This is a genomic window from Novosphingobium sp. UBA6272 (assembly GCF_002440635.1).
In the GTDB taxonomy this organism is placed as follows: domain Bacteria; phylum Pseudomonadota; class Alphaproteobacteria; order Sphingomonadales; family Sphingomonadaceae; genus Novosphingobium.
Map to the genome: position 1 here is coordinate 61,310 of NZ_DJUW01000015.1, position 12,050 is coordinate 73,359.

Here is a 12,050-nt window from a genome sequence, read left to right on the forward strand (position 1 = left end):
TGGCATGTCGATGCGGCAAGCTCGCAATTGCAAGGCCGGCGCGGCAGCGATCGCAGGCTGGCGGGCGATCGGAAGGGGTGGCGGAATCGCCCGGCAGACCGCCGCGCCGATTGCTCCAGCTTGAAGAACATAAATAGAACGAATATCGTAACCGCCTCGCCGATTCGGCTTCAGCACGGGAATGATCATCATGCAGCACGATGTGGCGCTGCGCGAAGCCGCGCGCGCGATCTACGAGAGCGTTTATCCGGGCGAGGAATGGACGCCCGTCCCGTTCGACGAGGCCGAACGGTTCGGCACGGTCCATTACCGCAATGCCGTCGATGCCGCGCTCAAAGCCGACGCCTGCCTCAACGGTGACGCCACGCATCAGCTTCTACTGATCTGAGCGCCCATGAAGGTCCGGATCAGCGATACCGAACTCGCCCGCTGCATCGCCGTGGGCCTTGCCGTCACCGGCAAGCGCGGGCAGAGCAAGGATGCCGAGGTCAGCATAATGCGCCAGCTCGGCCGCTACGATGTGTTCCGCGACGCCGATGCCGCCGAAGCCATGTCCAGCAAAGTGCCGCTGTTCGACGACGACTATGGGGTCACGCGCGCTGGCGAGGTGTTCGAGCGGGAGGTGGCCGAACGCAAAGCCCGGCGCGGCGATTTTGACTGGCCGCTCAAGATTGGCCGATAGGGCTGATGTTCAGATCTCGATCCCGCGCGAGCGCCCGAGCGTCCATTCGATTCCGCCGCCCGAACGCGATGCGCCGCTGACATATTGCCCCAGGTGCCGGTCGAGCTGCTTCGACCAGGGCACGAGTGAAAAGCCGAGGCCGTCGTCGATCATCGCAAAGCGCCCCGAGGCAAGCTGGATGCGCCCGCGATAGACGCCCGACACCTCGCCTCTCGGCCTGCCCTGACGATAGGGCAGGTTGTGTTCGCGGGAGAGCGCGGTTCCCGCCTCGGCAAGGTCGCGGTCGCGCAGCGCGCCGAGCAGATTGCGGGACAGCACGAAACGGTTGCCCTGCCGCTTCGCCAGACCCTCGGCTTCGAGATACTCCAGTCGCCGGGTCTTGGCTGCTTCGATCTCGGCCCCGAACCCGGTACCGAGCGCCAGCGGTTCGGTGGCGACAAGTTGCTTGTCGAGCCAGGTCGATCCCCGCGCGGTCTGCTGTGCGGCAAGATCGAGATCCGAATGGGTCCGGAGCGACGATTGCTCGCGGCCGCGCCGGTCGGTCCAGGTCCTGAGCTCGACGATTCCGCCGGGCGCTGCATCGCCGGTCATGTCGATGTCACTGAACTTGTGATGATGGACACGGCCATCGGCGCCATCGATCACGGCATAGGCCTCGCCGGTCAACTCGTTGTGCAGCCCGCGCTCGACCAGTCGCCCGATCACCGGCTCCGGCGCGGCTCCATCGTGCATGGCGAAACGCCCAGTCTCCGCAGCGAGGCCCTGGCTGGTCATCGCCCTGTGCATGGTCTTGATCACATCGCCCCTGACCGCGAGGTCGCGGAGCGATTGTTCGAACCCTGGCTTCAGCCGCCAGCACCCGGACGAAATCCTGTCGGCAAGCTCCATGCGTTCAAGCTTCGTGGCGCGGCCGATAAGATGCTGGTTGCCGGGGTTTGCAGTCCGGTGCGGATCAGGGCGAAGATCGACCACGCCGCCCAGGTCATCGGCCATCCGCTGGAGGCGGCGGTCGAGGCTTGTCCAGCGATTGGCATCAATCTCGCGGTTCAGCGTCCTCTCGATGTCCTGCTCGCTACGCGCGCCAAGTTCCATCGTTACCCGCTGCTCGGCGCGGGCGCGCATCCCCTCACTGATGTAGGCCCGGTCGATCACCAGATCACGGCCATCGTCGGCCTTGCCTCTGATCAGGATGTGGATGTGGGGATTGTCGGTGTTCCAGTGATCGACCGCCACCCAGTCGAGCCGCGTGTCGAGATCTTCCGCCATGTCGGTCATCAGCTCGCGCGTGAAGATCCGGACATCGGCAAGCTCGCCTGCATCTTCGGGCGAAACGATGAACCGGAAGTGGTGCCGGTCGTCGGCGCAGCGTTCGGCGAAGAGCTTAGCGTCAACCGGTTCCCGATCGGCACCGAACAGTTCGGCATTGTTCCCGTCTCGGGTGACTCCGTCGCGTTTGAGGTAGGTCAGGTGCTGGGCGAGCGGCGCTGCGGTGAAACGCGAACCCCGGTGCCGCACGATGCGCGCCTTGACGATGACGCGGCGCTGGCTGGCGCGTGCGGTCGCCCGCAGGCTGGCAATCCGGCCCCGTGCCAGACGTCCGGTTCCGCGCCTGGCACCCGAGCGACCGGATCGACCGCCGTGCCCGGCCCGGTTGGACAAGGCGCGAAGCTGGGCCTTGAGAGTGCGAGCCTTGCGCTGACCGGCGGCGCGATCGCGGATACGCCCCGGTTTGATCTCGAAGTCATCGTCGCTCATGGACGGCTGCGGTGCGGAATGGCGGCTGGCTCTGCGCGTGGCGGAATTGCGTGCATTCTCGGGAAAGGGGCCAGCCGGGGTGCAAGGCGGCTGGCTCTGAAAACCACGCAAATCCGCACCCCCACACCCCGGCGGCTGGCTCCGCTTTCATCTTGCCATCCTCCTGAACCTGCCCCTTCTCCTGCTGCCTTTCCGCATTTCCCCACGCCAATCGATGCCATGACACGATCAGGGATCGAACAGGCGATCACTGCGGACGGCCCCCCGAGACGGGCGCGAAGAGGCCATTCAGGGGAGCGGGCGAAGCGGGAATGGAGGTCGGCGGCGCGGCGGCTGCGAAGCTGCCGGGTGCGCCTGCCGCTGCATCGCTGCGCACGGCGAACAGCTGACCCTGAGTCCAGCTGATGCGAACCGGCTGCACGGGCGACGCGCTGGCAACGACGGTTGCCGCGCCGCCCGATTGAAGCATCGGCGCAATCCTGGCGACGTAGGCGCGGGTCTCGGCTGGGAGTGGTCGCCCGCGATCGCGCCACTGTTCGTAGCGCCCCGGTCCGGCATTGTAGGCCGCGAGCATGCCGGTGGCGCCGTAGCTGTCGTACATTTCGCGCAGGTAGCTGGTTCCCGCCAGAATGTTATCGCGCGGGTCGAACGGGTCAGCACCAAGGCCGAACCGGGCGCGCTGGCGCGCCCAGGTTCCGGGCATGAGTTGCATCAGACCCATCGCTCCGGCTGACGAGATCGCGCCGATCCGGCCCGCGCTCTCGGTGCGCATCACGGCATAGATCCAGCCTTCGGGAATGCCGAAGCGCTGCGAGGCTTCGGCGACGTGCGAAGCGATGTCGACGGAGCGCGGCTGCGCCTGTTCGGCAGCGGCCTGCCCGAAGGCAGGCGCGTCACCGAACAGGACAGCTGCGAGGATCGCGGCAAGGCCCAGGCGATTCCAGCGCATCGACTCAGTCCACCTTGTCGTGCCGGGACGGGCGCGACCAGACCAGGACATGGCCAGTGCCGTTGTCGTGGAACAGGTTGGCCCGCAGCGGCTGGACGAAGGTGGGATCGTCGATCTGGAGCGCGACATAGTCGCCGGCCTTCTCGCCGGTGCGCTTCCAGCCTGCACCGATTTCGCGCGCCTCGTCATCTTCGCCGGCAATCACCCGGTAGTCGGGCGCGTTCTCGTTGTCGGACGGTTCTGCAGGTAGCAGCACCACGCCAATATCGAGTGTCAGCGTCGTGATATGTCCGGCAAAGCCGTCCTCACCGCTCACAAAATAGCCAATCTTCATCGTTCAGTCTCCTTCGGTTGTTGAACTGGTGGCAGGGGTCTCGCGGGGATCGGCGAACCAGGTGTGGTCGCCTTGCCCCGCTTCATCGGTCCAGACGGGTGTCGCGCGGCCGATCACATCGGTGAGGCGCAGCACGCCGAAATAGCGGCCATCGAAGCTGTCGGGCGCGGCAGGGTTCATCACGAACAGCTCGCCCGATTTGAGAACGTGGCAGCCCGCCCAGACGGGGAGCGGGCGTCCGAGCCGGTCACGGGCGCGCGCCGCGCCGACATATGCGCCGTCGATGGTGACGCCATGCGCGAAGCGGCAGATACGCTGACCGCTGACGGCGGCGACGCGCTTCAGCAGCGGCACGCCGGTTGGCAGATAGTGCCGCTCGGCGAGCAGGCGGCGCAGCCGCTGCGGCGGCTCGATGGCCACGCGCTCCCCCACGTGCAAGCTTGCCTTACCGCGGATGGCGTAGAGCCCGGTCGGCACCGAGGCTGTCGCGTTCCACACCGCGTAACGCGTGGGCCGAACGGTCAGCGTCGCGATTGTGGCGGCGGCGACGATGCCAGCGAGGATGAATCGCCGCCGCGTCATGCGAGCAGCACCTTGCGCTGGAGCCAGGCGCGGTGGCGCGCGAGGCTGTAGTCGCGTGGGCGTTCGCGCCCGGCCATCCGGTTGTGGATGTGCCGCCAGTGGTCGGGCGCTACCTCGCACGGGTCTATGCCCGACGCCTCGATCGCGTCGATCAGGCAGAAGACCTGGTTGACCTTGGGCCAGCCCCGGACGGAGAGCAGAAGGTCGCCGCCGGGATCGACCTGCGCGATCGGGGTGCAGGACTCGTGCGCTCCGACAGCGCGCACCACGTCGAGCGCCGAGCGGATCGTGCCGTAATCGTTGGCAGCCCAGCGCACCAGGCCGAACACCTGGTCCGAGGCATAGCTTTCGACGCGCTGCCTGCGGTCGACGATCCTTTCGGCGACCGGCTTGCCGAACTTGAGCCAATCTTCGCGTTCGCCCTCACGCCAGACCAGCGTGACGTGAGTCAGCTGAGGCGCATCGCTCAACCCCGTCTCGGCTGGCCTTCGCGGTGGCGCACCGCCATTCGTCCACAGGCGCGATTCCGTTAGCAAGAATCCGAAGGATTCTTTGTTAGGATAGTTAAGGGCGAAATTAGGCGCAGTTTTCTGCGGGTTTGAATGCCATTTCGGTTCCCGATAGTCCGAACTTCGGGTTCCTGATCGTCCGAGTCCGGCGGTTCCTGATAGTCCGTGTTGAATCACGACTTATCCCCAGAGCATAAATCGACGCTGCGGAGGCCTACGCGCCGCATGGCCGCGTCGAACGGATCGACCGGGAGCGAGACGAAGTTGAGCCGCTCGCGGCCGAGCGCGTGTTCGATGGTGAGTTGGTATCCGGGGAGCGCCTGCCGCCGCACGATGTCGCGGAGCTCGAAGGCGAAGCGTTTAGGCGGCGACAGCGCGCCGGACTTTAGATGAAGGTGCTGGAAGTCGAAGCTCCAGCCACCCTTTTGCTTGCCGCCGTGCTTGCGCACCAGGCGGTAAAGCCAACGCTCCAGCCCCCCGGTCAGCGCGAAATAATCAGGGTCGATGGTCAGGACGAGCGCCTGATCGATCACGCCTTCGTAGAACCAGTCGGGCACGATCATCTCGATCCCGAGCGCACGGCCCGAGTGGTCGAGACGTTCCTTCCACTCGTTGATCCATGAGAAGCGATGCCGCCGCCGCGCGTCACGCTGGCGGATCGAGGTCGCGATCGTGGTCGATTGCAATCGGTCGAGCCCGGCCTTCAGCCGCTCGTAGCTCGCCTTGCCGGTGCCGCGGCGCGTGAACGCGAGTATCTCGTGCGGGGTCGCGGCAATCAGCCGTGAGGTCGGGCGGCCCATGTCGCGCGCCTCGACGATCTGGCTCGCGACCCAGATCAGCACGTCTGCGTCCCAGATGGTCGCCATACCATGTTCGGCGGTCGCCTCGACCAGTATCGAAACCTCGCCCATCCGGAAGTCGATCGGCCGCACCCGCTTCGACTTGGCGAGGCTGAAGAACGGCCAGGCCATCAGGTCCTGGGCGTCGCGAGCGGCGATGTCGCCGCCCTGGCTAACGAACAGGTCGAGCTGCTGCGCACCGGCAGGAAAGGCGGACATGCGGCGCATAGCTGCACTCAGCGCCGCACCGGCGGGGTGTAACCATCGAGCCGCTTGGCCGGATGGACCACGCCCTTGCCGGGATCGCTGGTCGAACGGCGCAGGCCCTGTTCGGCCCAGGCGTCGAGGTCGGCGACCGAGTAGACGATCCGACCGCCGAGCTTGCGGTAGACCGGCCCGGTCCCGAAGCAGCGGTGCTTCTCCAAGGTGCGGGCGGACAGTCCGAGATGCACGGCGGCATCGGGCGTCCGCAAGAAGCGGGCGGTCACGGGTGTGGGTCTGGCATCCATGGCAAGGCTCCGGCGAAGAGTGGCAGCGGCAGCGGGCTGTCGCTGGGGTTCGCGAGCTTTGGCGTGGCGAAGGCAGGCCAAGGGAGTGACAGAATGAAGGGGTGCGAAATTGTCACCCCTGCCGGGCGCGATCAGCGGTGAAGCAGGAGCCTTCGATATCCGATCGCGATAAGGCGGCGCGCATCGGCGATCAGCCGGAGCACGTGCCGCCGCTCGCCCGATCCCTTCCAATTCGCCCCTGCAAGCGGGCGATGGTTGGGAAAGACGAGGCCGAAGGCGAGATCGCGCGAGGAGGCGCCAGCCTCCAGCGCGTCATGGATGCGAAGCAGCCCTGTGTAGCGTGCGCGTTGATTGGTGGTGGGAAGTGCAGCCCGGTCGGCCGCGATGCGGTCGCCGCGCGTCACCCGCTGCAAGCGGGAAGCGGCGGCGAGCCGCAAGGCGAAAGCTGCGTCGCAGGAGATCGCGAAGGCCGGGACGGGCCGCGACGGCGCATGGCGCACGCACAGGCGAAGCCGTGCGGTGCCGTGCGCGGCAACGATATGGCGTTCCTCGTCGGTGGCAATCTCGACGAGCGGTTCGGTGTCGGACGGAAGCGGGATGGCCCGTCCCGGATCCTCAGCCTCGATGATCACCACGTCAGGCGCGGCGTCGGGCGACCAGAGCGCGGGGGTCTCGCGTGGGTTTACCAGCGGGTCCGTGGGGAAAGCTCAAGCCCCATCGCCGGGACAGGCCCTCCTGTTGCATAATCTCGGTCTGGGGAAACGCCGCTATACGGGCCATGGTATCGGCATGGTCCTGGCGATAGTCGGCGTTGCGATTCAGAAATTCCTGCGCGAAATCCGCATAGTCATGGTCTCGATACTGATCTGCGGTCGATGGTGACCGCCAAGACGAACCACCGGACATAAAGACCTCTGCAATGCACAGGCGAGAAGGCCAAGCATCAAGTCTTTGTTCGGTAAAGAGAACTCGCTAGTCACCAAGTTTGCGGAACTTTGTGCGGGCCTCCGTAGTAAAACCGAGAGCGCGACTAGGGGTTCGTCCGCATTGTACTGACGAAAATCAACCTTCTCGCGATTTATCAAGAAGATGCTTGTAGCCATGCTCGGTCATCCAGCGCGCCCGCGACAGATGGCTGTCATGGACCTGGCGGGCACGATCGGGCTCGGCGTTGGCATCCAGGCCGAAGACGATGCTTGCCACCTCGCGCCAGTCAGCTCTTTCATCGGCTGCATCAAGTATCCGTAAATACGTGACAAAATGGCGCTCGTCGTAGGCCGTGATGCGATCATCGGCTGGCGCGCGGTCCTCAAATGGCGGTGTCATCATGGGCCGAGCCTTCGTATCGACTCGTTTTTCATGACGTTACACATAGCACGAAGCCGCTCCAGAATGGTCAAGATTCCGGTTATGCCGCCTCGGGCAGAGCGGAGTGCCCGCCATGGCACAAGCCGGCGAACGATGTTCAAGTGACTGATCGAAGCCGATTACTTTTCATGTCGAGTATACTCCGTGGTTAAATACTCTGCAACGGTGGTCAGTGCGTGCAATGAAATTGCGCGGAGTCCTTGCCACCAACCTGAAACGCTTCCGTCTTGCGGCAGGCCTGTCGCAGGAAGAACTCGCGCACCGCGCCGACATCGACCGAACCTATGTCAGCAGTCTGGAACGTGGCCGCTACAGTGCGTCGATCGACATGCTCGAAAGCCTGTCTGCGGCGTTGAGCATCGAAGCAGCTCAGCTTTTGGTAATCCCACCCGCCGACAGCGAGGCATGAACATGCCGAAGCCCCGCCCGGCAGGTGCCGGGCGGGGCTGGCTTTCCGGTCAGTCGCCGTTGGTGCGGCGCGCGCGCGACCAGATCAGGTTGTAGGACTTGCCGTCCTCGTCGTCGAACAGGTTGGCGAAGATCGGGGCGGTGAAGCTGGGATCGTCGAGCTTGACCGAGAGGTAGTCGCGGCCTTCGTTCGAGGTCTTGGTCCAGGCGGCGCCGATTTCCGCGCGGCCGACGAAGACCCGGTGCGACGGCGCGTTCTCGTTGTCGCTGGCTTCGGGGACGATGCGGACGTTCTTCTGCTGCACCGACATGGTGACGATCTCGCCCTTGTATTCGTTGCCGGTCTTGGTGAAAGTGCCGATGTTGGCCATGATGCATTCCTTCAAGTTGGTCGAACCCGCGCCCATCGCGGCCTCGATGGCTGGTTGAAGGCAGGGGCTTGCGCCCGCTGCACCGGGACGGCCGGAACGCGAGTGGAGGACGGCGACCAGACGGCTTTCTTGTTCCGCGAGGAATGCGTGGCACACGCAGGGGAAGAAAGTTGGCTGGACGCCGTTGCAGCAAGGGATCAAGCGGCGCAGCCATCCCCTGCCAACCAGAGCCATTGAAGAGGCGGCATTGGGCTCGGGTCAAACTTGAGCAAGAACTCGTGGCCCTTCTCGGACTTGCCAGACCGAGCAACGATCTGGGCGATGTTCACCGCACGTGTGACTGCTGATCGATTCCGCATCCTGAAGCTTTGCGACCTCGATGCGTTTTCGCTCGGTCCATCGCGATGCTGAAATCGGCCCGCCACTCACAAGATCCCGGGAGGCCGGATGGTCATGGCTAGCTCGACCCGGCGACCGCCCCGCCTTGCTCCAACCCGGAACGACGAAGGCAGACCTCGCTTGATTCCATCGCCTGCCCCGTCACGGCCAATCTGACCGGAAAGCCAGCCCCGTCCGGCACTTGCCGGGCGGGGCCTTGAAGGACGCCGGAGTTAAAGGCGGGCGCGGCTCCATTGCGTCCAGGAAGCGGTCGCAATGACGGCGGCACCGGTCAGCGAAACGATGAACTGCCATGCGCTGTTTGGCATGGTCGCAGCCGCGATGCCGTGGACCGCATGATAGCCCGCGATGGCCGCAGGACCTGCGAAGGCAATGCCGATCGCAACCCGCGTCAGGTCGGACTTGGCAAAGGCCAGTGCGAACTGGGCGGCAGCGAGCAGCACGATCGCGGCGATTGCTGCTGCGGCAAGTGCAGCGACGATGCCGTTGTCGCCGCGGTAGGTTGCCGACCCAGCGAGAAAGGCCACGAACAGCGGCAAGGCGTAGATCGAGAGGCTGAAAAGCAGCGCGCAGCACAGGAATACTGCGACGATTATCAGGGCAAGGCCGATCAGCATGGCGTCCTCCTTGAAGCCAAGGGCAAGGGACGCGCTCTCCTCCTCCACCGCAGCGCAATGTGCCTGAAATTTATAGCAGACATGGGCGCAGACCGGAATACCCGATGGGCATCCGGCCAGCGCGCGTTTCTCGGTGTGGCGCGTTCAGGGATTGAACGGGTCATATTCGTGGACAATGCTGCTGGGATCGCCGTCGAATTCTGAGGTCGGGACGGCGGCGTAACCGTTGCCGGCGTGGAACAGGGTGACGCAGACCATCAAGGTGCGGGCGAGGCTCCAGGCGTGACGCTGTGCGATGGTGAGTGACATGTTCGAGCTCCTGTCTCGGAGCAGGGACCATCCCCGCTCGACAGGCCCCGGACAGACGGCGCAAAGCCGCAATCACCACGAAGGCAGCAGGCCGCAGTGGCCGCACGCGAACGCGTAGCGGACCCTTCACGGGTTGATTGAAGGAGGCTTGGGGTCGGCCAACGGATTGGCCATGGAGAGTGGGGTGGCCGGTTAGATGGCAGAGCTTCTCGTAGATGAGCGATGACTGCAGAAGGCTGCACTGCCAACAAGCCGACCGTAAAAGGTGGCCATCTGAGTCACCGTTAGCAGTTCTCCCAAAAACGACGATGGCTAGATGGGATATTTTCGGGCAGGTGCCGATGGATTGTCGCCCCGGCAATTTCGGTCGGAGAATTGCCTGGTGACCTCGGACGCGATGAATTGCGCGCCCATTAGGATGTGGCCGGTATCAACGCGTCCTGGCGGCGGGGTATCGTAGCGGCTGGCGACATAGGGCGGAAACGACGCGACAACTCGAAGGATGCGGTCGAGATCAAGTCCTGTCACAAGTTTGCCCAATCTGTTAGCAGCGGCTTCAAGGTCGTGTCCGATTGTTCGGCTTCGCAATTCGGCATCGGAAATGCCGAGAGCCGCTAGCCCCGCTTTCAGAGCGAGTTCCGCACCGAGTAGGGCGCTTTGAACAGTTCCTCGAAAATCATAGGCGCTTGTCGCGGTTGCTGCAGCAGCTTCAAGCTGCGTATGGGATCGCCAGATGAGATCCTGCCCGCGAGCGTCGAGCGTTCTGCCGTGTCCGAATTCCTGCCATCCATATCCGAAATCGAGGATATCCGCTGCTTGGTCGGTAAAACGGTCGAGTTCTTCGGGGATAGAGGCCAGCCATTGCCTTTGGACGTCGTTCAAGTCGATGAGCTTCCAAAAGTCGATGTGGGCAGTGCCGAAAGCGACAGGTGCGTACAGGCGGCAGAACATGTCGCGGAAAAGATAAGCGCCGAGATGCATGCCACCGGACTGGAGTTCCTTCGGGATAAACAGGAGGTCGCACAGTTGGCGTGTCCGATCTACGATCGGTGGCGTGCCTCGTCCCATCAGGATCGCGTGAATTCCGAATTCCTGAAGCGCCTTGCCGATATTCATGAGATGACGGGCGCTGGGTTCGAGACCCTCGGCCAGATGATGATCGTCAGCACGTTTCAGTGCAGCGAGAAGGTCATGATCAGAAATCTCAGGGTGCGAGGACGCGTTATCGATTTTACCGCAACAGTGTTTGTTGCGCTTACCGCTCCCACATGGGCATGGGGAATTGCGCGTCGTCATCGCCAAGCGAATTCCCTGAATGTGTTGAAGGTTCGCACCATTTCTCGTTTAGCGCGAGAAGTCTGAACTTTCACTCATTCGATCGCCCAGACCGAAATCCCGAGCTTGCGGGCCTTGTCGACGAGATTGGCGTTGATGCCATTGCCGGGACAAGCGACCACGGCCTTGGGCAGCGCTTCGAGCATCTGATCGTTGCGGCGGAACGGGGCTGCTTTCTTGAACCGTTCCCAGTCGGGCCGGAACGGGACATGGACGATCTTGCGGTTCCGCGCCCACAGCGATGCAATGTGCTCCCCGCCGGTCGGATTGCCGCCGTGGAACAGGACCATGTCGGGATATTTGGCGAGAACCTTGTCGAGCACGGCCCAGATGCGGTTGTGATCCTGGTAGGCGGGGCCGGAGGTGAACGCGATCCGCGTGCCGGTCGGTAGCAGTGGTTCGGTTTCGGAACGACGCTTGGCGGCAAGGAAGTCTCGGCTGTCGATCATCGCAGCGGTCAGGGTGCGGTGATTGACGAGTGATCCTGTGCGCGGGGTCCAAGCCTTGCGGAAATGCGCTTCAAACTGGTCGGAAGCGGCTTCGCGCATGAACTCCATCGCGTTGCGGCGTTCGATCAGGCCGATGCCTTCGCCCACCAGTCGTTCGAGCTCGACCGACTTGACCTCCGAGCCATCCTGTTCACGCTGCCCGTGCTTCTGCGCATCCTCGTTGTCGTCAAGCTCGCGCTGGATCCGGCCCTCGGCGCGGTGGAAGAGGTTGGCGAGCGACCAGCACAGGTCTTCAAGATCGGGTTCAAGCCTGGTGTCGATCATGGTTGCGATCAGCGCGTCGAACATGTCGGCGACAGCGCCGGCGGCGATACGTTCGTCGGGAAGTGGCCGCGGGTCGGCTTCGTCCGAGAAGGGACGATAGCCGTAGAGGGCGATTTCATCGAGGAGATGGGCTGTGGGCGACATTTCGTGATCGGGTTCGAACGGCTCGGCCATGATTGCGGTCCTTGAGGATCTGAGCCGGGCACCTCGCCCGGCCTTCCGGCGATCCCTCTGACCGGCTGGGGCGTGGCTGCACCTGCAAGGCCGCAGCGAAGCGGAGGATGGCGGGCGGCGGCTATTTTGCTTCGCGA

Annotated in this window: 18 protein-coding genes and 1 pseudogene; 3 read left to right on the top strand and 16 right to left on the bottom strand. The window is 64.1% G+C overall.

What is annotated here, in order from left to right; translation table 11 throughout:
* Positions 1–190 precede the first annotated feature (190 nt).
* Both B2V17_RS07190 and B2V17_RS07195 read left to right on the top strand, forming a co-directional pair.
* Complete coding sequence (locus B2V17_RS07190) at positions 191–388, top strand: hypothetical protein (RefSeq protein WP_292996622.1); 198 nt, start codon at positions 191–193, stop codon at positions 386–388.
* A 6-nt stretch (positions 389–394) separates the two neighbouring features.
* Positions 395–682, top strand: coding sequence for a hypothetical protein (locus tag B2V17_RS07195; RefSeq protein WP_292996624.1), 288 nt, complete (start codon positions 395–397; stop codon positions 680–682).
* A gap of 9 nt (positions 683–691) precedes the next feature.
* Here the strand turns inward: B2V17_RS07195 and B2V17_RS07200 are convergent, their stop codons facing one another.
* From B2V17_RS07200 to B2V17_RS07245, 10 genes are all read right to left on the bottom strand, one after another.
* Positions 692–2,437, bottom strand: coding sequence for a relaxase/mobilization nuclease domain-containing protein (locus B2V17_RS07200; RefSeq protein ID WP_292996626.1), 1,746 nt, complete (start codon positions 2,435–2,437; stop codon positions 692–694).
* Between the two features lie 247 nt (positions 2,438–2,684).
* Positions 2,685–3,386 carry a lytic transglycosylase domain-containing protein gene (locus B2V17_RS07205; RefSeq protein WP_292996628.1) on the bottom strand — a complete coding sequence of 234 codons (702 nt, stop codon included), beginning with the start codon at positions 3,384–3,386 and terminating at the stop codon, positions 2,685–2,687.
* 4 nt (positions 3,387–3,390) lie between these two features.
* Positions 3,391–3,720: a DUF736 domain-containing protein gene (locus B2V17_RS07210; RefSeq protein ID WP_292996630.1), complete on the bottom strand. Its 330-nt coding sequence runs from the start codon at positions 3,718–3,720 to the stop codon at positions 3,391–3,393.
* 3 nt (positions 3,721–3,723) lie between these two features.
* Positions 3,724–4,302: a S26 family signal peptidase gene (locus B2V17_RS07215; protein ID WP_292996632.1), complete on the bottom strand. Its 579-nt coding sequence runs from the start codon at positions 4,300–4,302 to the stop codon at positions 3,724–3,726.
* Positions 4,299–4,772, bottom strand: a complete 474-nt coding sequence (locus tag B2V17_RS07220) for a DUF2840 domain-containing protein (protein ID WP_292996634.1) — start codon at positions 4,770–4,772, stop codon at positions 4,299–4,301. Before B2V17_RS07220 ends, B2V17_RS07215 begins: the two co-directional genes overlap by 4 nt.
* 212 nt (positions 4,773–4,984) lie before the next feature.
* Positions 4,985–5,878, bottom strand: coding sequence for a replication initiator protein A (locus tag B2V17_RS07225; RefSeq protein ID WP_414690776.1), 894 nt, complete (start codon positions 5,876–5,878; stop codon positions 4,985–4,987).
* 8 nt (positions 5,879–5,886) lie between these two features.
* Positions 5,887–6,159, bottom strand: coding sequence for a helix-turn-helix transcriptional regulator (locus tag B2V17_RS07230; RefSeq protein WP_120221793.1), 273 nt, complete (start codon positions 6,157–6,159; stop codon positions 5,887–5,889).
* 131 nt (positions 6,160–6,290) lie between these two features.
* Positions 6,291–6,791, bottom strand: coding sequence for a DUF2285 domain-containing protein (locus B2V17_RS07235; protein ID WP_292996641.1), 501 nt, complete (start codon positions 6,789–6,791; stop codon positions 6,291–6,293).
* A gap of 4 nt (positions 6,792–6,795) precedes the next feature.
* Entirely contained in the window at positions 6,796–7,065 is a 270-nt protein-coding gene (locus B2V17_RS07240) for a transcriptional regulator domain-containing protein (RefSeq protein ID WP_292996643.1), read from the bottom strand.
* A 156-nt stretch (positions 7,066–7,221) separates the two neighbouring features.
* Complete coding sequence (locus tag B2V17_RS07245) at positions 7,222–7,488, bottom strand: DNA -binding domain-containing protein (RefSeq protein ID WP_292996645.1); 267 nt, start codon at positions 7,486–7,488, stop codon at positions 7,222–7,224.
* A gap of 220 nt (positions 7,489–7,708) precedes the next feature.
* Here B2V17_RS07245 and B2V17_RS07250 point away from each other — a divergent pair, with 220 nt between their 5' ends.
* On the top strand, positions 7,709–7,936 hold the full coding sequence (locus tag B2V17_RS07250) for a helix-turn-helix domain-containing protein (protein WP_292996647.1): 228 nt from the start codon (positions 7,709–7,711) through the stop codon (positions 7,934–7,936).
* Between the two features lie 49 nt (positions 7,937–7,985).
* Here B2V17_RS07250 and B2V17_RS07255 read toward each other — a convergent pair whose 3' ends face one another.
* The 6 genes and pseudogenes from B2V17_RS07255 to B2V17_RS07275 all read right to left on the bottom strand — a co-directional run bounded on the left by B2V17_RS07255 (position 7,986) and on the right by B2V17_RS07275 (position 11,913).
* Positions 7,986–8,306, bottom strand: coding sequence for a DUF736 domain-containing protein (locus B2V17_RS07255; RefSeq protein WP_100868183.1), 321 nt, complete (start codon positions 8,304–8,306; stop codon positions 7,986–7,988).
* A 611-nt stretch (positions 8,307–8,917) separates the two neighbouring features.
* Positions 8,918–9,322 (bottom strand): hypothetical protein, encoded by a 405-nt coding sequence (locus B2V17_RS07260; RefSeq protein WP_292996652.1) that lies wholly within the window; start codon positions 9,320–9,322, stop codon positions 8,918–8,920.
* 144 nt (positions 9,323–9,466) lie between these two features.
* Entirely contained in the window at positions 9,467–9,631 is a 165-nt protein-coding gene (locus B2V17_RS07265; RefSeq protein WP_292996654.1) for a hypothetical protein, read from the bottom strand.
* Between the two features lie 312 nt (positions 9,632–9,943).
* Positions 9,944–10,747: a hypothetical protein gene (locus tag B2V17_RS07270; protein ID WP_292996656.1), complete on the bottom strand. Its 804-nt coding sequence runs from the start codon at positions 10,745–10,747 to the stop codon at positions 9,944–9,946.
* A gap of 114 nt (positions 10,748–10,861) precedes the next feature.
* Positions 10,862–10,927, bottom strand: a pseudogene (locus tag B2V17_RS16525) (SEC-C metal-binding domain-containing protein); the annotation flags it as partial.
* Between the two features lie 74 nt (positions 10,928–11,001).
* On the bottom strand, positions 11,002–11,913 hold the full coding sequence (locus B2V17_RS07275) for a DUF2493 domain-containing protein (protein WP_292996658.1): 912 nt from the start codon (positions 11,911–11,913) through the stop codon (positions 11,002–11,004).
* Positions 11,914–12,050: the final 137 nt, after the last annotated feature.

Bases quoted from the DNA above. Each gene is read 5' to 3' on its own strand.
- B2V17_RS07190 (WP_292996622.1), top strand. From the start codon at position 191: ATGCAGCACGATGTGGCGCTGCGCGAAGCCGCGCGCGCGATCTACGAG.
- B2V17_RS07195 (WP_292996624.1), top strand. From the start codon at position 395: ATGAAGGTCCGGATCAGCGATACCGAACTCGCCCGCTGCATCGCCGTG.
- B2V17_RS07200 (WP_292996626.1), bottom strand. From the start codon at position 2,437: ATGAGCGACGATGACTTCGAGATCAAACCGGGGCGTATCCGCGATCGC.
- B2V17_RS07205 (WP_292996628.1), bottom strand. From the start codon at position 3,386: ATGCGCTGGAATCGCCTGGGCCTTGCCGCGATCCTCGCAGCTGTCCTG.
- B2V17_RS07210 (WP_292996630.1), bottom strand. From the start codon at position 3,720: ATGAAGATTGGCTATTTTGTGAGCGGTGAGGACGGCTTTGCCGGACAT.
- B2V17_RS07215 (WP_292996632.1), bottom strand. From the start codon at position 4,302: ATGACGCGGCGGCGATTCATCCTCGCTGGCATCGTCGCCGCCGCCACA.
- B2V17_RS07225 (WP_414690776.1), bottom strand. From the start codon at position 5,878: ATGCGCCGCATGTCCGCCTTTCCTGCCGGTGCGCAGCAGCTCGACCTG.
- B2V17_RS07230 (WP_120221793.1), bottom strand. From the start codon at position 6,159: ATGGATGCCAGACCCACACCCGTGACCGCCCGCTTCTTGCGGACGCCC.
- B2V17_RS07240 (WP_292996643.1), bottom strand. From the start codon at position 7,065: ATGTCCGGTGGTTCGTCTTGGCGGTCACCATCGACCGCAGATCAGTAT.
- B2V17_RS07245 (WP_292996645.1), bottom strand. From the start codon at position 7,488: ATGATGACACCGCCATTTGAGGACCGCGCGCCAGCCGATGATCGCATC.
- B2V17_RS07250 (WP_292996647.1), top strand. From the start codon at position 7,709: ATGAAATTGCGCGGAGTCCTTGCCACCAACCTGAAACGCTTCCGTCTT.
- B2V17_RS07255 (WP_100868183.1), bottom strand. From the start codon at position 8,306: ATGGCCAACATCGGCACTTTCACCAAGACCGGCAACGAATACAAGGGC.
- B2V17_RS07260 (WP_292996652.1), bottom strand. From the start codon at position 9,322: ATGCTGATCGGCCTTGCCCTGATAATCGTCGCAGTATTCCTGTGCTGC.
- B2V17_RS07265 (WP_292996654.1), bottom strand. From the start codon at position 9,631: ATGTCACTCACCATCGCACAGCGTCACGCCTGGAGCCTCGCCCGCACC.
- B2V17_RS07270 (WP_292996656.1), bottom strand. From the start codon at position 10,747: ATGAATATCGGCAAGGCGCTTCAGGAATTCGGAATTCACGCGATCCTG.
- B2V17_RS07275 (WP_292996658.1), bottom strand. From the start codon at position 11,913: ATGGCCGAGCCGTTCGAACCCGATCACGAAATGTCGCCCACAGCCCAT.